The organism is Mesorhizobium sp. Root552, from assembly GCF_001427285.1.
In the GTDB taxonomy this organism is placed as follows: Bacteria; Pseudomonadota; Alphaproteobacteria; order Rhizobiales; family Rhizobiaceae; genus Mesorhizobium.
In genome coordinates, this window is the sequence record NZ_LMFV01000001.1 from 101,550 (window position 1) to 118,326 (window position 16,777).

Annotated in this window: 14 protein-coding genes; 2 read left to right on the forward strand and 12 right to left on the reverse strand. The window is 62.3% G+C overall.

From position 1 onward, the window contains the following. Positions 1-6 precede the first annotated feature (6 nt). The gene (locus ASD50_RS00530) at positions 7-1,392 is read right to left on the reverse strand and encodes a M20/M25/M40 family metallo-hydrolase (protein WP_056234235.1); all 1,386 of its coding nucleotides are present in this window, start codon (positions 1,390-1,392) and stop codon (positions 7-9) included. A gap of 409 nt (positions 1,393-1,801) precedes the next feature. Between ASD50_RS00530 and polA the strand changes: the two genes are divergently transcribed. Together polA and ASD50_RS00540 are read left to right on the forward strand one after the other, a co-directional pair. Then, positions 1,802-4,774 carry a DNA polymerase I gene (polA, locus tag ASD50_RS00535; RefSeq protein ID WP_056234238.1) on the forward strand — a complete coding sequence of 991 codons (2,973 nt, stop codon included), beginning with the start codon at positions 1,802-1,804 and terminating at the stop codon, positions 4,772-4,774. Positions 4,775-4,781: 7 nt separating this feature from the next. Beyond that, positions 4,782-5,402: a LysE family translocator gene (locus ASD50_RS00540; protein WP_244484390.1), complete on the forward strand. Its 621-nt coding sequence runs from the start codon at positions 4,782-4,784 to the stop codon at positions 5,400-5,402. A gap of 7 nt (positions 5,403-5,409) precedes the next feature. Here ASD50_RS00540 and ASD50_RS00545 read toward each other — a convergent pair whose 3' ends face one another. The 11 genes from ASD50_RS00545 to ASD50_RS00595 all read right to left on the reverse strand — a co-directional run bounded on the left by ASD50_RS00545 (position 5,410) and on the right by ASD50_RS00595 (position 16,691). Further along, positions 5,410-5,814 (reverse strand): Fur family transcriptional regulator, encoded by a 405-nt coding sequence (locus tag ASD50_RS00545; RefSeq protein ID WP_056234247.1) that lies wholly within the window; start codon positions 5,812-5,814, stop codon positions 5,410-5,412. Between the two features lie 122 nt (positions 5,815-5,936). After that, the gene (mgrA, locus tag ASD50_RS00550; protein WP_056234251.1) at positions 5,937-6,983 is read right to left on the reverse strand and encodes an L-glyceraldehyde 3-phosphate reductase; all 1,047 of its coding nucleotides are present in this window, start codon (positions 6,981-6,983) and stop codon (positions 5,937-5,939) included. A gap of 52 nt (positions 6,984-7,035) precedes the next feature. Next, positions 7,036-8,178, reverse strand: a complete 1,143-nt coding sequence (locus ASD50_RS00555; RefSeq protein ID WP_056234254.1) for a Gfo/Idh/MocA family protein — start codon at positions 8,176-8,178, stop codon at positions 7,036-7,038. Positions 8,179-8,277: 99 nt separating this feature from the next. After that, positions 8,278-9,072: a sugar phosphate isomerase/epimerase family protein gene (locus ASD50_RS00560; RefSeq protein ID WP_056234723.1), complete on the reverse strand. Its 795-nt coding sequence runs from the start codon at positions 9,070-9,072 to the stop codon at positions 8,278-8,280. Between the two features lie 154 nt (positions 9,073-9,226). Continuing rightward, the gene (locus tag ASD50_RS00565; protein WP_056234726.1) at positions 9,227-10,852 is read right to left on the reverse strand and encodes a copper resistance CopC/CopD family protein; all 1,626 of its coding nucleotides are present in this window, start codon (positions 10,850-10,852) and stop codon (positions 9,227-9,229) included. A gap of 57 nt (positions 10,853-10,909) precedes the next feature. Beyond that, the gene (locus ASD50_RS00570; RefSeq protein ID WP_056234257.1) at positions 10,910-11,437 is read right to left on the reverse strand and encodes a YcnI family protein; all 528 of its coding nucleotides are present in this window, start codon (positions 11,435-11,437) and stop codon (positions 10,910-10,912) included. Between the two features lie 38 nt (positions 11,438-11,475). Then, positions 11,476-12,003 (reverse strand): copper chaperone PCu(A)C, encoded by a 528-nt coding sequence (locus tag ASD50_RS00575; protein WP_056234260.1) that lies wholly within the window; start codon positions 12,001-12,003, stop codon positions 11,476-11,478. Positions 12,004-12,107: 104 nt separating this feature from the next. Next, entirely contained in the window at positions 12,108-12,488 is a 381-nt protein-coding gene (locus tag ASD50_RS00580; protein ID WP_320410590.1) for a DUF2946 family protein, read from the reverse strand. Positions 12,489-12,631: 143 nt separating this feature from the next. After that, positions 12,632-13,819, reverse strand: a complete 1,188-nt coding sequence (locus tag ASD50_RS00585; RefSeq protein WP_056234265.1) for a Gfo/Idh/MocA family protein — start codon at positions 13,817-13,819, stop codon at positions 12,632-12,634. A 23-nt stretch (positions 13,820-13,842) separates the two neighbouring features. Next, positions 13,843-14,901: a sugar phosphate isomerase/epimerase family protein gene (locus ASD50_RS00590; RefSeq protein ID WP_056234729.1), complete on the reverse strand. Its 1,059-nt coding sequence runs from the start codon at positions 14,899-14,901 to the stop codon at positions 13,843-13,845. A 146-nt stretch (positions 14,902-15,047) separates the two neighbouring features. Then, positions 15,048-16,691: an acyl-CoA synthetase gene (locus ASD50_RS00595; protein ID WP_056234268.1), complete on the reverse strand. Its 1,644-nt coding sequence runs from the start codon at positions 16,689-16,691 to the stop codon at positions 15,048-15,050. Positions 16,692-16,777 lie beyond the last annotated feature (86 nt).

The following is a 16,777-nucleotide window of genomic DNA, read 5'->3' on the forward strand; positions in this document are numbered from 1 at the left end:
ACCATCTCACCGTGTCAGCGCGTCGAGGATGCGCGCCCAGGAACGCTGCCCCTTGTGGAATGAAGAAAGCTCATACTTCTCGTTGGGCGAATGGATGCGGTCGTCGGAGAGGCCGAAACCGACGAGAAGCGATTCCATGCCGAGATAGGTCTGGAAGTCGCCGACGATCGGGATCGAGCCGCCCATGGCGATCATCACGGCGGGCTTCGGCCACTCGTCCGACAGGGCCTGCTTGGCCTTAGTCAGGAAAGGCGAGTCATAGGAGAGCTGGATTGCGGGCGAACCGCCATGCTTGTGAAATTCCACCGAGCAATCGGCCGGCAGCCGCTCCTCGACGAACTTGCGGAAGGCGGCGCGGATCTTGTCCGGGTTCTGCTTGTGGACGAGGCGGAACGACACCTTGGCCGACGCCTGCGCCGCGATGACGGTCTTGAAGCCCTTGCCGGTGTAGCCGCCGGTGATGCCGTTGAACTCGGCGGTCGGGCGGGCCCAAACCAGTTCGAGCACCGAGCGGCCTTTTTCGCCGGCAGGAACCGAAAGCCCGATGGGGCCGAGGAAATCGTCTGCCGTTTCGCCGAGCGATTCCCACGATTTCAAAACCTGCGAGGGGGTTTCCTCGACGCCGTCATAGAAGCGGGGAATGGTGACGCGACCCGTGTCGTCGTGAATGTCGGCGAGAATCCTGGCCAGGATGCGGATCGGGTTGGCGGCGGCGCCGCCGAACTCGCCCGAATGCAGGTCGCGGTTAGCGGCGTGGATGGTGATTTCCTCGCCGACGAGACCGCGCAGCGCCGTCGAGATGGCAGGCGTATCGCGGTCCCACATGCCCGTGTCGCAGACCATCGCGAAATCGGCCTTCAATTCAGCCGCATTTGCTTCAAGGAACGGCTTCAGCGATGGCGAGCCGGACTCCTCCTCGCCTTCGAACAGAAGCGTGATCTTGCACGGCAGGCCGCCGTGCACGGCCTTCCAGGCGCGGCAGGCTTCGACGAAGGTCATCAACTGGCCCTTGTCGTCAGCCGAACCGCGACCGGTAATGACCTTGTGGTCCGGCCCGATTTCCTTGATCGCCGGCGCGAACGGGTCGCTATCCCACAACTCGAGCGGATCGACCGGCTGGACATCGTAGTGACCATAGAAGAGCACATGCGGGCTGCCGGCAGGACCGTCGTGATGGGCGACGACCATCGGATGACCGGGCGTGTTGCGCACACTGGCATCGAAGCCGATGGTCTTGAGATCCGCGACCAGCCATTCTGCACCCTTGCGGCACTCGGCTGCGTAGGCCGGATCGGTCGAGATCGACTTGACCTTCAAGAGATCGAACAAGCGACCGAGCGACTGGTCCAGCGACTGGTCGAGGCGATCGAGTACGGGTGCAAGTGCGGACATTTTTGGAAAAGCCTTTCGATTCTGCGGCGGCACCCTAAAGCGACATCGCGAAAACGAAAAGCCCACCGGCATTGAGCCAGCCAACAAGGCTGCGTGGAGGGCAAAAAAATGCCGCCGTGGCGGAGGGGGAAACCACGGCGGCGTTACTCAAACGGTGCGGCAGCCCGGAGAGGGGGATAGGCTGCCGCATTGTCCGGTATCGGCGGGGGACGGGCCTAACTCCGGACTTCGGCGAAAATTGCCGATGACATCTATCTGTGGATTCGAACGTGGCGATTCAAGGGCACGAAGATTACAAGTTTGTAACATGGACGTGATTGAGTTTTTGCTGTCAGGAAGTTGACGGCTGGCTACAGCGAAACTGCCTTTGCGATGGACCGCGAAGCAGCATCACGCTATCCATTCGGCCATGAAAAAAGGCGATCATCTCTTCCTTGTCGACGGCTCCGGCTACATCTTCCGCGCCTACCATGCGCTGCCGCCGCTGAACCGCAAATCCGACGGCCTGCCGACCAATGCGGTGCTCGGCTTCTGCAACATGGTGTGGAAGCTGATGCGCGACGCCCGCGACACCGAGGTGGGCGTGACACCGACGCATTTTGCCGTGATTTTCGACTATTCGTCGAAGACGTTCCGCAACGACCTTTACCCCGAATACAAGGCGAACCGCTCGGCTCCGCCCGAAGACCTGATCCCGCAATTCGGCCTTATCCGCCATGCCACGCGCGCCTTCAGCTTGCCTTGCGTCGAAATGGAAGGCTTCGAGGCCGACGACCTCATCGCAACCTACTGCCGCATGGCGGAAGAAGCCGGCGCGGATGCCACCATCATTTCGTCCGACAAGGACCTGATGCAGTTGGTGCGGCCGACGATCTCGATGTACGACCCGATGAAGGACCGCCAGATCTCGATCCCGGAAGTGATCGAGAAATGGGGCGTTCCGCCGGAAAAAATGATCGACTTGCAGGCGCTGACCGGCGACTCGGTCGACAATGTGCCGGGCGTGCCGGGCATTGGCCCGAAGACGGCTGCGCAATTGCTGGAGCAGTTCGGCGATCTCGACACACTTCTGGCCCGTGCAGGCGAGATCAAGCAGGACAAGCGCCGCCAGTCGATCATCGACAATGCCGACAAGGCGCGCATTTCGCGTCAACTGGTGACGTTGAAGCGGGACGTTCCGGTAACGGAACTGCCGGACAGCTTCCAGTTGGAGCCATCCGACGGGCCGAAGCTTGTCGCCTTCCTGAAGGCCATGGAATTTTCGACGCTGACGCGCCGCGTGGGCGAGGCGACGGGCACCGAGGTGAGCGAGATCGAGGCGGCGGATGTGCCGGTCGAGCGCGCCGATACGGCACATGGGCCGGATGTGGGCGCAGGCTCTACCCCCCCCTCGCAGGAGGGCCGTGCCGAAGACACCGGCGGCGGCAGCGACAATGGGGATGCCACCCCCAGCCCGGCGCTGCGCAGTGAAGGCGGCGACACCCCTTCCCTGCTTTCCGCGCTTCGTTCCGAAGCAGCGGTTGCGGCAAAGATCGACACCAGCGCGTATATCGCCATCCGCGACTTGGCCACCCTGAAGGTATGGGTTGCGGACGCACTGGAAACCGGGCTCGTCGCCTTCGATACCGAGACGACATCGCTCGATCCGATGCAGGCGGAGTTGGTCGGTTTCTCGCTTGCGACCCGTCCGGGCCGTGCCGCCTATGTGCCGCTTGCCCACAAGAAGGGGCAGGACGACCTGCTCGGCGGTGGGCTGGTTGAAAACCAGATCCCCATTCGCGAAGCGCTGGCGGCAGTGAAGCCGCTGCTCGAGGACAAGTCGGTCCTCAAGATCGCGCAGAACCTGAAATACGACCTCGTGATCATGAACCGCTACGGCATCGAGGTCGCGCCCTACGACGACACGATGCTGATTTCCTACGCTCTCGACGCCGGCACGTCCGGCGGCCACGGCATGGACGCGCTGTCGGAAAAATGGCTCGGCCATAAGACCATCCCCTTCAAGGACGTGGCGGGCTCCGGCAAGAGCTTCATCGGCTTCGACCAGGTCGATATCGACAAGGCGACTGCCTATGCGGGCGAAGATGCCGATGTGACGCTCAGGCTATGGCAAGTGCTGAAACCGCGCCTCGCCGCGAAGGGACTGGTCTCCGTCTACGAGCGGTTGGAACGGCCTCTCGTGCCGGTGCTGGCCAAGATGGAACAGCGCGGCATAACGGTGGACCGCCAGATCCTGTCCAGGCTTTCCGGCGAACTGGCGCAAGGCGCGGCGCGGCTGGAAGAGGAAATCTACGGACTGATCGGCGAGCGCATCAACATCGGCTCGCCCAAGCAGCTTGGCGATATCCTGTTCGGACGCATGGGCCTGCCCGGCGGCTCCAAGACCAAGACGGGGCAATGGTCGACCTCGGCGCAACTGCTGGAAGACCTCGCCGCAGAAGGCCACGAGTTGCCGCGCAAGATCGTCGACTGGCGCCAGTTGACCAAGCTGAAATCGACCTACACGGACGCCCTGCCCGGTTTCGTGAACCCTGAGACCAAGCGCGTACATACCTCCTATGCGCTCGCGGCGACGACGACCGGGCGGCTGTCCTCATCGGATCCCAATTTGCAGAACATTCCGGTGCGCACGGCGGAAGGGCGCAAGATCAGGACCGCCTTCATCGCGGAAAAGGGCAACCGGCTGATTTCCGCCGACTACAGCCAGATCGAGCTGCGCGTGCTGGCCCATGTCGCCGACATTCCGCAACTGAAGCAGGCCTTCGCCGACGGGGCGGACATCCACGCCGCCACCGCGTCGGAAATGTTCGGCGTTCCGATCGAAGGCATGCCGTCGGAAGTGCGCCGGCGTGCCAAGGCGATCAACTTCGGCATCATCTACGGCATCTCCGCCTTCGGCCTCGCCAACCAGTTGTCCATTCCGCGCGAGGAAGCGGGCGCGTATATCAAGAAATACTTCGAACGCTTCCCCGGCATTCGCGACTATATCGAGACGACGAAGGCCTACGCCCGCGAAAACGGCTATATCGAAACCGTGTTCGGCCGGCGGGTCCACTATCCCGAAATTCGCTCGTCCAACCCCTCAGTACGGGCCTTCAACGAGCGGGCCTCGATCAATGCGCGCCTGCAAGGCACGGCAGCCGACATCATCCGCCGCGCCATGGTGCGCATGGACGACGCGCTTTCCGATGCGGGTTTGTCTGCGCGAATGCTTTTGCAGGTTCACGACGAACTGATCTTCGAAACCGCCGAAGCCGAAGTGGAGGCGACGATACCGGTGGTGCGTTCCGTCATGGAGAATGCGGCGATGCCGGCTGCTTCTCTTTCGGTGCCGCTGCAGGTCGATGCGCGCGCCGCCGACAACTGGGACGAGGCGCATTGAGGCCGATTTGCTAGCTGTCTCGCCGGAAACCCTTGCCTCCTTTGCACTGGCGTCATTCCTGATCGAACTGACGCCGGGCCCTAACATGACCTATCTGGCATTGGTGTCGGCGCAGGATGGCCGCCGCGCTGGCTTTGCGACCGTGGCGGGCATCGCGCTCGGACTGGCGATCATTGGTGCGATTGCAGGTTTCGGCGTGGCCGAGCTGATCCAGGCATCGACTCTTGCCTATGAGACGCTGCGCTGGGCCGGCGTGCTGTTCCTGCTCTACCTCGCCTGGGAAGGCTGGAGCGCGGGAACAGATATCGTCTCGGCAAGCAGCGTCGATCACGAGCGTTATTTCATTCGCGGCCTGATGACCAACCTGCTCAACCCGAAGGCGGCCGTATTCTACGTCGCGGTGCTGCCGACCTTTGTCGAGGCGGGCAAGCCGGTGCTGGCCCAGACCGCCCTGCTGACGGCGATCTATGTCGCGGTAGCAACGGTCGTTCACGCCGTGATCGTCATTCTTGCCGGCTCGCTGGAACCCTTCCTCAACGATCCGAAGCGCGAACGCATCGCGCGGCGCGTGCTATCGGCGCTGCTGGCTATTGTCGCGCTATGGTTTGCGTGGACGACCGCGCGCTAGAAGGCCGTCAGGCAGCGGCCTTCTGGCATTTGGCGCAAGTGCCGCGAAATTCGATCACCGCTTTCTTGGCGGCAAAGCCGGTCGAGCGCACCCAGTCATCCAGTTTGTGACCGACATCATGGTCGGAAAATTCGGTGACCTGCCCGCAGGTGTCGCAAATGGCGAAGGCAGTCATCGAGTGGTTGTGGTCATGCGGTTCGGCGCAGGCAACGAAAGCATTGAGGCTTTCCAGCCGATGCACTAGCCCTTCCTTCACCAGCGTGTCGAGCGCCCGGTAGACCTGCAGGGGAGCGCGGAAACCGCGCTCGCGAAGTTGGTCGAGCAGCGTGTAGGCGCTGAGCGGTGCGCTCGCAGCCTCAAGCTTTTCCAGCACGCAAAGCTGGTTCTTTGTCAGAGCATTCCTTGCCGCCATGATCCTGCCTTCGGGTCCAGCCACGACACGCAAGGCGCGTGGCTCAACCTGACATAACCATTCGCGGCACTTTTTGCCACCGTTTCAGGGCAGTGACGACTTTCAGGCTTGTGGAAGCGCGTCTATTTGCGCGGCGGACCTTCGCGCTCTGCCGACCGCGCCCACAGGTTGATGTTGGCATCGCGAGCGTAGGTGTCGATCTCGGCCAGTTCGCTGTCCGAGAATTCCAGATTGGCGAGAGCGGCGACGCAATCCTCGACCTGCTCGGGGCGGCTGGCGCCGATCAGCGCCGAGGTGACCCGGCCTTTGCGCAGCACCCAGGCCAGCGCCATCTGCGCAAGCGTCTGGCCACGGCGTCCGGCAATCGCGTTCAGCGCCTTGATGTTGGCAAGCGCCTGTTCGCTGAGGAAAGACTGGCGCAGCGATTTGCCTTGCGCCGCGCGGCTGTCTTCGGGAACGCCGTTCAGATATCTGTCGGTGAGCATGCCTTGCGCCAGCGGCGAAAACACGATCGAGCCGACGCCAAGCCCATCCAGCGTATCGAGCAGACCGTCTTCCTCGACCCAGCGGTTGAGCAGCGAATAGCTGGGCTGGTGGATGAGGCAGGGCGTTCCAAGTTCGCGCAAGATGGCCGCCGCCTCGCGGGTGCGCTGCGAATTGTACGATGAGATGCCGGCATAAAGCGCCTTGCCCGAGCGCACCGCCTGATCGAGCGCGCCCATGGTTTCCTCAAGCGGCGTCTCGGGGTCGAAGCGGTGCGAATAGAAGATATCGACATAGTCGAGCCCCATCCTTTTCAGGCTCTGGTCGAGGCTGGAAAGCAGATATTTGCGGCTGCCCCACTCCCCATAAGGACCCGGCCACATATCGTAACCGGCCTTGCTGGAGATGATCATCTGGTCGCGATACCCGGCAAAGTCCGTGCGCAGGATTTCACCGAAGGCAAGCTCGGCCGAGCCGGGCGGCGGGCCGTAGTTGTTGGCAAGGTCGAAATGGGTGATGCCGAGGTCGAACGCCTTGCGCACCAGGGCCTGCTTGGTGCGATGCGGCGTGTCATCGCCGAAATTGTGCCAGAGGCCGAGCGAAATCGCCGGCAGCTTCAGGCCTGAGCGCCCGCAGCGATTGTAGATCATGGCGCTGTAGCGGTTTTCGGCAGGAATATACCGCATGGAGTTCACCTTCAGGTTTGATGCGACTGTCGATTTCGGACGTGCGGGCGGCTTATAAAGCTCTTCGTAGCAATGCGGCAGCCTGCCTGACGCCAAGCGCGGCGGGACGTTCGCAACTTGTCTGCATGGCGACGAACTTGCCGGTCTCGCCGGATTTCAGCAGGCCTGTCATCACCTCGACCGTATGCAGCGCAAGCTCGAGCGAGCAGCGATGTGGACGGCTTTCCAGGATTGCGAGCGCCATGTCGGCAAGCCCGGCCGTGCGATAATTCGCCATCATGCCGTGAGGATGCCGCTCATTGGCAATGCCGAACGGATGCGGCCACTTCGGCGGCGTCTTCACCGGCTTTTCGCCCTTGGTGTAGACCACCTCGCCGCCGAAGAAATTCGGGTCGGGCACGAAGATGCTGCCGGTTTCGCCGTAAAGCTCCATCGGAGCATGGCCGTGACTCCAGACGTCCCAGCTTGAATCGAGCGAAATCACCGCACCGTTCTCGAAATGCAGGATGCCGTGCACGGTGGTGGGCGTGTTGACGGGGATCTTTTCGCCGGCGCGCGGCTTCGAGGTGATCGTGCGTTCCTTGGCCGGGATCGAGGTGACTGCGGCCACCTGCCTAACCGGCCCGATGAGCTGGATCAGGTCGGCAATGTAGTAAGGTCCGAGATCAAGCACCGGGCCGGCCCCCGGCTGAAAGAAGAAATCCGGGTTCGGGTGCCAGCTTTCCATGCCGTGGCTCATGACATGGCAGGTGCCGCTGGTGATCGCGCCGACCTTGCCGGTATCGATGAGATGGCGGACCAGCTGGTGCGAGCCGCCAAGGAAGGTATCCGGAGCGGAGCCGACGCGAAGGCCCTTCCTTTCGGCCCGCTTCTTGAGATCGACACCATCCTTGACCGACAGCACGAACGGCTTTTCCGAATAGACGTGCTTGCCGGCGTCGAGGATCTGGCGCGAGACCTCATGGTGCACCGCCGGGATGGTGAGGTTGACGACGATGTCGATATCCCTGGCCGAAAGCAGACCTTCGACCGTTTCGGCGCGAAGCGAAAACTCCTTGGCTCGGGCCTTGGCGGCAGCCATGTTGAGATCTGCGCAGGCACGCATTTCGATGCCGCGAAACAGCGGCGCGAACTTGAAATAGGTCGCCGAAATATTGCCGCACCCGATAACGCCGATGCCAAGAGCTTTTGCCAATTATGCCTCCTGCCAAGTCCAAAAGCGGTTCTTGCTCAAAGAATTCGCTGAACCGCTTTGTCTCTCTGTTTTAACCGCATTTCCGAACGCAAAACCGCTTCACACTTTTGCTGGAAATGCTCTGGCGGCTGCGATCGAGCGGCGCGCGAACCGCGCTATATCGTTCGGGTTGTCCTGTTCCATGACATAGTGACCGGCATTGGTTCTGGAACGCACGGCGGCAAACAGCGCAGGCCAGTCGATCATGCCATGGCCGACATCGGCCCAGCCGTCTTCATCCAGTCCCTCGCCCGGCCTTGCCATGTCCTTGACATGGATCGCCACGATGCGCGCGCCGTAACGATCGAACCACGGCATCGGGTCGGTGCCGCCGCGCACAACCCAGGCAACGTCCATTTCCCAGCCGATGTCGGGAGCGGCATCAAGAATGTGGTCCATAGGCACGGAACCGTCCGGCAAAGGCGCGAACTCGAATTCGTGATTGTGCCACGCGAAATCATAGCCATGCCGCCTTGCCGTCTCGCCGACCTTGGCCAGACGTTCACCGAAGTGCCGCCAGCCGGCAGCGTCCTGGGGCCGCTGGTCCGCCTCCAGATAGGGACAGATCAAGAGCTTGATGCCGAGCGTATCGGCAACGGCGCGCACGCCATCGAAATCGCCTTCAAGCGCTTCGATGCCGAAATGGCCGCTCGGCATGGCAAGACCTGCCCGGTTCATGGCGGAACGGAAAGAGGAAGGCTCGTCATAAACGCCGCCGTACCCTTCGACCTCGCGATAGCCGAGGCTGCCAAGCAGGTCGAGCACCTTCTCCCATGGCTGGAAGTTGCGGGCGCTGTAGAGCTGGAACGACCATGAAACAGCGGACCCGGCCGAGCCCCGTTCGGCTTTTCCCATCACGATCTCCAAGTTCCGCAAACGCCGAATTCATACCCGGCAGGCTATCTTTGAGCGGAGCGAAAGCTGCCGTCAACACGTCAACTGCGCCGTTCACCGTAAATTTCAATCGATTAACCTATCTGGATCAATCGAACTTGGTCGGAAAATACCTTCAAGGGCGGATATCGATCGGACCTTCGACCTTCGTCATCTCGAAGTCGGAAACGAGAATGTCGATGCGCGCATTCCAGCTTCCGGCGATGGGAATGACGAGGTTGTCCACGCGCCACGTCCCGTCGCCGGGCTTGGTTGCTGGCCGCTTCAGCGGTTCTATGCCGGAATCGGGCTTCGACAGGACAAGCGTCACTTCCTTGGCATCGAGCGGGCCGAAATCGCCGTCGAACATCAGGATCGAGGCCGCGACTTCACCGGTGTGGCCCGGCGTGATCGTCAGTTCAGCCATGGCCTGCGGCGTATGGAAATGCGCGATCGCCGGTTGTGCGGCTGCGATGGCCAGCGCACGCGGCGGCGGCGTGAAACGCCAGCCGGCGGCAACGCCGAAGATCAGCACGGCGAGCAGGATTTCCACGCTGATTGAGCGGGCCAGGCGGGTACGGGCGGGCGCATCGCCGCTTCCGGCCGGAGCGGTCAACCGCCAGCGGTTGAAGGCGGCAAGCGCGAACAGAACGGCGAGCAGCGCCAGCTTGGCGACAAGGAGCCGTCCGTAGGCCGTATCGATGAGCGCCGACGGCTTCTCGACCTGAATGACGGCGAGCACGACGCCTGCGCCGACCAATATGGCGAACACCGGCAACACCGAACGCGAGAAGCGTCGCAGGAAGATGCCGGCCATAGATGTCTTGCGCCACAACGCAAGACCGAGCGGCACCAGCGCGCCGGCCCAGAAGGCGATGGCGACGCCATGCAGGAACACCATCGGCCGCGTCAGCCACTGCGGGTCGGCGGCGCTGGCATGGCCGCTGGCCGCAAGCGCGGCACCCGCCCCGGCAAGGGCAAGAAGCGTCAACGGCCTGCCGAGGCGCGGCAAGACCAAACCAAGCAGGGCCGCCGCCAGCGCGGCCAGCGCGACCAATACTGTCCAGCCGAAGCTGGTCGCAAAGCCGGTTTCCCATACTGCCGGCAGGACGATGCCGTGCAGCCGTGCGCCAAGCGCGTCAAGGCCCTGCAGGCCGAGCGAAGCGGGCGCCGCCAATAACCCGGCAAGCAAAGCCGCAACCACAAAGCGCTGCCCTTCGCGCCCGCCCTTGGCCAGCCATGCAATGGCGAACGCACCGCCGATGCCGAGGAAAAGCCCGATGTAGAGCGCCACCTTTGCGCTCCATAAAAGCGAGCGGACCAGCCAATCCACCGGCTCCGCAGGTTGTGGCGCGGCACTGGGAGCGCCAACGGAAAACAGCAGCGAACCGGCGACCGGGTGGCCGTCTTCCGACACGACCCGCCAGCTCAATACATGCGTACCCGAGGCTAGCGGCTGCGGGTTGGCGATCACCACTGTCTGGCTGTCGAGGCGCGACGAGGTCAGCGCCAGCGAACTTCCGTCGGGCTGTAGCAGCGTCAGCACCAAGGGCGACACCGGCTCACTGAAGGTAAGCGAAAACGCCGATGGGCTGGTCGCGATGACCGTGCCATCTGCCGGCTCGGCTTTGATGAGTGCAGCATGCGCCGCCGCCGGGTTCGGCGCTAGAATGACCGCAGAAAGCAGCAGCGACGCCAGCAGCCAGCAAAGGGCCTGAACGGGCGACATTGAAAGGGCGCTGGGCCGCTTTTGTCTGATCATGATGTGCTGACCGGCAAAGGCGTGGCGCGCCATAGGAAACAGCGCGCCACGCTCCGATTACTTCTTGGGCAGGAGCTTGATACCGGGAGCCGGGAATTCAAGCGAATCCGCATCTGCGCTGGCCTTGGGGATTTCGATCCAGCGCTCGGCCTTGTCGCCGCATTCCTGCACGACCGGGAACGACAATGTTTCGCCGACGGGCAGGCCCGCGGTCAGGAACCCGCGCAGCACGAACTCATCGTAGAATTCGTCGGGCAGTTCGCCGCCGCTCCAGGCGACTTCCTGCACGCCTTCGGACACCTGCTCGCCGTAATACTCGTAGGACTGGGCGTATTTGCCCTTCACGGTCTCGATCTTCCACCCGGCTTTGGGCATCGGCTTCACGGAGATGAAGCCTTCGGGAATTTTTATCCGCACGACGTTTGTAGCGGCCCCCTCGCAACCATGCGGGACGCGCAGCACGGCCTTGTAGGTCGAGCCGACCGCAGCTTCCTGGGTTTCAAGGGTGATGTGGGCGGAAGCGGCTGCACAACCGAAAAGGGTGAGAGCGCCGAACGAGACGAGACGAATGACAAGATTGGACATGGTAGCCCCCTATGGGAATGATGTGAAATTGGAAAAGATCAGTGTTCGCCGGCCGAGCCGATGGCTTCGACCGAGAATTTGACGTCGATGCTGCCGGCCTTCTCGAAGGTCAGCGTGGCGGAGAAGCTTTCGCCCTCTTTCGGCTGCTGCTTCAGGCCCATGAACATCAGGTGATAGGCGCCGGGAGAAAGTTCGGCCTTGCCGCCGGCCGGGATTTCAACACCGCCTTCGACACGGCGCATGGTCATGACGCCATCCTTGACGGCCATTTCATGGACTTCGGCCTTTTCCGAGATTTCCGAAACGATGCTGACGAGCCGGTCCGGCTCGCCGCCGGTGTTGGTGATGATGAGATAGCCGCCTGCAACCTTGGCGCCGGCAGGCGTTGCACGCGACCAAGGATGTTCGATTTCAAGGTCACCGACTTTGAATTCATGCGCCGCCGCCATGTGAGAACCGGCGAAGAGCATGGCCAAAGCCAGCATGACGATGCCGAGGACGGCAGTTGACGTGAGATGAACGAGGCCCGGTTGCGCAACGCGCGCAACGGCAAAGGGTCTGGACATGGGATTGCTCCACTATTGGTGTTCGCGCCCGTTTCGGGGGCCACGACAATTCGATCATTTGGATGGATGCGGGGGCGGAAAGTTCCCGCCTGCGCCAATTCAACTCAGGTCAGGGCCGGAGGTGCGCGCGGGTTCGACGGCGAGCGGAGCCGTTCGAAGGAGAGATGGTCGGGCGCGGAAGGCGAGAAAACGACCGTATCGAATGAAAGCGGGATTGGCAGCGAGGAGGTCGCGGGCGGTCCCGCCAGGACCGAAGCGGCAAGATTGCAGCCAAGAACGCAACAGGAGGGGATATGTTTCTGCTGTGGAGTGTCCGGCAGTTCGCCGATGCTGCCATGCGTGCAGATAACGTTGCCGAAAGCATCAAGCTGTGCGGTTTGCGGCCCCGCTGCGAGAGCGAAGGTCCCAAGCACGGACTGCATGACGAGGAACCAGGCAGCGGCGAGCGCTACCGGCAAACTCCATCGTCTGTTGCGACCGTACACGTTCAGTCTCCGCCCTCTTTCGGACAACACCTATCATGGAAGCGATCACCGGCAAGCCGACAAATTGCCGCCGCTATCTACTGGGCGGTGTATCTTCCACGGCCCGCAGAAACGTTGTGCTGGCACACATTGGCGGCGAAAAATCAGAGCTTTGTCCAGGCGCCGTTGCGTTTCGAGGATTTCACGCAGGCCTCGATGAATGCCATGCCCTCGACGCCATCGTGAACCGTGGGGAAGACGACGCCCTTGGGCGCCTTGCCGCCCTTCCGTCGCGCGGCACGGATGGCGCCCGCAGCTTCGCGGTAGATGTTGGCGAAGCCTTCCAGATAGCCCTCGGGATGGCCGGCCGGTACACGCGTCAAGCGCGACGCTGATTCGAGCGCACCGGCACCGCCGCGTGTAAGCAGACGCTTCGGTTCGCCAAAGGGCGTGTACCAGAGGTAGTTCGGATCGGCCTGCACCCATTCGATGCCGCCCTTCGAGCCATAGACCCTCAACTTCAGTCCGTTTTCATGTCCGGGCGCAACCTGGCTTGCCCATAAGATGCCCTTGGCCGGCGGAGCTTTGCCGACGCCCTTGAAGCGCAACAGGACCTGAAGGTTGTCGTCCAGTTGCCGCCCCGGCACGAAGGCATCGAGGTCGGCGGCAAGGCTGTCCAGTTCAAGCCCGCTGACGAAACGGGCAAGATTGTAGGCATGGGTGCCGATGTCGCCGGTAGCCCCGCCAGCACCCGCCTGTTTCGGGTCGGAGCGCCATGCCGCCTGCTTGTTGCCGCTTCCCGACAGATCATCGGTCAGCCAGTCCTGCGGATATTCGACCTGGACGATGCGGATATCGCCAAGCTGGCCCTTGGCGATCATCTCGCGCGCCTGCCGCACCATCGGATAGGCCGTGTAATTGTGGGTGAGCACGAACACCTTGCCGGTCTTTTCGACCAGCGCCGCAAGCTTCTTCGCCTCTGCTAGCGTTGCGGTCAGCGGCTTGTCGCAGATGACGTGGATACCGGCTTCAAGGAAAGCCTTGGCGGCAGGAAAATGCACATTGTTCGGCGTGACGATGGCGACGGCCTCGATGCCGTCGGGTCGCTTGGCCTCGGCCTTGACCATTTCCGCAAAGGAAGCATAGCTGCGGTCGGGATCGAGACCAAGCTCAGCCGCCGAAGCCCTGGCCCGCTCCGGATTTGAGGACAAAGCACCTGCGACCAGCACGAACTCGTTGTCGAGGCGGGCAGCGATGCGATGCACCCCGCCGATGAAAGCCCCCTGCCCGCCGCCGACCATGCCAAGCCGGATCGGCCTATAGACCGGTTCAACCTTTTTGCTGCTGACCATCGCCGCTCTCCAGATCTCGCAAGTTATTCGATGCCCATCATCTTGCGCAGCGCCGCACGGTCCGTGCTGCCGCCGGCAAAATCGTCGAAGGCTTTCTCGGTGACGCGGATGATGTGGCTTTCGATGAAGGGAGCGCCTTCGGCCGCGCCAACCTCGGGATGCTTGAGGCAGCATTCCCATTCCAGCACGGCCCAACTGTCATAGTCGTATTGCGCGAGCTTGGAAAAGATGCCGGAAAAATCGACCTGTCCGTCGCCAAGCGAGCGGAAACGGCCGGCGCGGTTCAGCCAGCCCTGGTAGCCGGAATAGACGCCTTGCCGTCCGGTCGGATTGAACTCGGCATCCTTGACGTGGAACGCCTTGATGCGCTCGTGATAGATGTCGATGAAGGCCAGATAGTCCATCTGCTGCAACAGGAAGTGCGACGGATCGTAGTTGATGGCGCAGCGCCGGTGGCCGCCGACGGCATCCAGGAACATCTCGAAGGTCGCGCCGTCGAATACGTCCTCGCCCGGATGGATTTCGAAGCCGACATCGACGCCGTTGTCCTCATAGACATCGAGGATCGGCTTCCAGCGCCTGCCGAGTTCGGCAAAGGCCTCTTCGATGAGGCCTGCCGGCCGCTGCGGCCACGGGTAGAGATAGGGAAAGGCCAGCGCGCCGGTGAAGCTCACCGATGCCTTCAGGCCAAGATTGCGCGAAGCCTTGGCGCCGAACTTCATCTGCTCGACCGCCCATGCCTGCCGCGCCCTGGCATCGTTGTGAACGCTCGCTGGCGCAAAGGCGTCGAACTGTGCATCATAGGCCGGATGGACGGCGACGAGCTGGCCGATCAGATGGGTGGAAAGCTCGGTGATCTCGACGCCCGCGTCGGCGCACATGCCTTTCACCTCGTCGCAGTAGGCCTTGGAGGTCGCAGCCTTTTCGAGGTCGAAGAAGCGCGCGTCCCATGCCGGAATCTGCACGCCCTTGTAGCCCAGCCCCGCCGCCCATTGCGCAATAGACGCCAGCGAATTGAAGGGAGCCGCATCGCCGGCAAATTGCGCCAGGAAGATCGCAGGTCCCTTGATTGTCGTCGGCATGGCATTCTCCCTCGCGCCGGCTTGGCAACGGCATATAACGCCGAACACCATCCTGCTTCAAAGCCGATCTGGTAATTTCAATCGTTTCATAACAGGCTTTTGCTGCATGTCGGAGCCGGATCATCACGCAGGCCGCAAGCGTATGCTCACTTGTCTTTCGCGGCCTTGCGCAGATCGACCCGCCGGATCTTGCCTGAAATGGTTTTCGGCAATGCGTCGACGAATTCGATCTCGCGCGGGTATTTATAGGGCGCGGTCAGGTTGCGGCAGAAATCCTGGATATCGCGCGCCAGCTCATCGGAGGGCTCGAAGCCCTTGGCCAGCATGATGTAGGCTTTGACGATTTCGCCGCGCGTGGCATCCGGCTTGCCGACGACCGCGCTTTCGGCGACTGCCTTGTGCTCGATCAGCGCGCTTTCAACCTCGAACGGGCTGATGCGATAGCCCGCCGATGAGATCAGGTCGTCCGAGCGCCCGACGAACCAGAGGTAGCCGTCCTTGTCGCGCCGCGCGGTATCGCCGGTATAGTACCAGCCATTGCGGAACGCCGCGGTGTCGAGCGCTCCCTTGCCCTTGTAATAGCCACGGAAAAGGCCGTTGGGAAAAGGTTCGGTGATCCTGACCGCGATATGGCCGACCTCGCCTTCCGGCTGGCGGTTGCCATCGTCGTCGACCACGTCGACGTCGAAGCCCGGCACCGGCTTGCCCATGGAGCCGTAGCGCACGTCCTCGCCCGGAAAGTTGGCGACGATGTTGATCGTCTCGGTCTGGCCGTAGCCGTCGGCGATCAGCGTACCCGTCGCGTCCTTCCACACCCGCATCACCTCGGGATTGAGCGGTTCGCCGGCGCTGAGCGAGCGGCGTATGCTGGAAAGATCATACTGCTCGAGGTCCTGTTGCGCGAACAGGCGAAAGACCGTGGGCGGCGCGCAAAAGGTCGTGACCTTGAGCTTGGCGATCAACCGCAAATGGAGATCGGCATTAAAGGCGGTCTCGCCATTGTAGAGCACCGTGGGCGTGCCGAGCAGCAATTGTGGAAACAGGATGCCCCATGCGGCCTTGGCCCACCCGGTATCGGTGAGCGACCAATGCGTATCCTCGCGCCGCAGGTCCATCCAGAACAGTCCTGTCGCCGCATGTGCGAGCCCGGAGCCATAGTCGCGCGGCACCATCTTCGGCATCGAGGTCGTGCCGGAGGTAAAATAGGCCATCATCATGTCGGTGCTGCGGGTTTTCGGAAACGCCGCGCGATCGAGCAGTGGCGAGGCGTCGGCCAGCAAGGCATCGAGCGACAGCCAGCCTTCGCGGGCGCCATCGACCACGATGAAGGTGGTGAGAGAAGGACATTGCGCGCGGATGGCATCGACCTTGGCGCAATGTTCCGAGGTAACGACGACTGCGCGCGCGCCGGAATGATTGACCCGGTAGGCAATGTCATGCCCGGTGAGTAGATTCGTGCCCGGCATCGACACGACGCCGGCCTTCATGCAGCCGAACAACACCGTGTACCAGGCGGGCACGCGCCCGACGACGACGCAGGCAAAATCGCCCGCTTCGATCCCGATCGCGCGCAATGCATTTGCAAACCGGTTCGAGCTTTCACTGAAAAAGGAAAAGGCAAGACGCTCTACCGTCTCGCCGTTGCGCGATACAGCTATGATGGCGGTGTGATCGTCACGCCTCGCCCAATCATCGATGACGTCGAAAGCGAAGTTGAAATGCTCCGGCATGGCAAGAGCGTAGCTCGCGCGTGCCTTGGCGTAGTCGCGCTCGACCGACGAAAAATCCATCCTGATCCTCCCGACCGAATTGGCGTCAATTTTAGAAAACACAGCAAGCTATCGAAATATATTGCGCCGCACCATACGGCGCAGTG

What these genes read in the sequence shown, in the direction of transcription:
- ASD50_RS00545 (WP_056234247.1), bottom strand. Translation starts at nt 5,814, where the DNA reads ATGGCGGCAAGGAATGCTCTGACAAAGAACCAGCTTTGCGTGCTGGAA.
- ASD50_RS00560 (WP_056234723.1), bottom strand. Translation starts at nt 9,072, where the DNA reads ATGGGAAAAGCCGAACGGGGCTCGGCCGGGTCCGCTGTTTCATGGTCG.
- ASD50_RS00575 (WP_056234260.1), bottom strand. Translation starts at nt 12,003, where the DNA reads ATGTCCAGACCCTTTGCCGTTGCGCGCGTTGCGCAACCGGGCCTCGTT.
- ASD50_RS00565 (WP_056234726.1), bottom strand. Translation starts at nt 10,852, where the DNA reads ATGATCAGACAAAAGCGGCCCAGCGCCCTTTCAATGTCGCCCGTTCAG.
- polA (WP_056234238.1), top strand. Translation starts at nt 1,802, where the DNA reads ATGAAAAAAGGCGATCATCTCTTCCTTGTCGACGGCTCCGGCTACATC.
- ASD50_RS00530 (WP_056234235.1), bottom strand. Translation starts at nt 1,392, where the DNA reads ATGTCCGCACTTGCACCCGTACTCGATCGCCTCGACCAGTCGCTGGAC.
- ASD50_RS00595 (WP_056234268.1), bottom strand. Translation starts at nt 16,691, where the DNA reads ATGGATTTTTCGTCGGTCGAGCGCGACTACGCCAAGGCACGCGCGAGC.
- ASD50_RS00570 (WP_056234257.1), bottom strand. Translation starts at nt 11,437, where the DNA reads ATGTCCAATCTTGTCATTCGTCTCGTCTCGTTCGGCGCTCTCACCCTT.
- mgrA (WP_056234251.1), bottom strand. Translation starts at nt 6,983, where the DNA reads ATGCGGTATATTCCTGCCGAAAACCGCTACAGCGCCATGATCTACAAT.
- ASD50_RS00590 (WP_056234729.1), bottom strand. Translation starts at nt 14,901, where the DNA reads ATGCCGACGACAATCAAGGGACCTGCGATCTTCCTGGCGCAATTTGCC.
- ASD50_RS00585 (WP_056234265.1), bottom strand. Translation starts at nt 13,819, where the DNA reads ATGGTCAGCAGCAAAAAGGTTGAACCGGTCTATAGGCCGATCCGGCTT.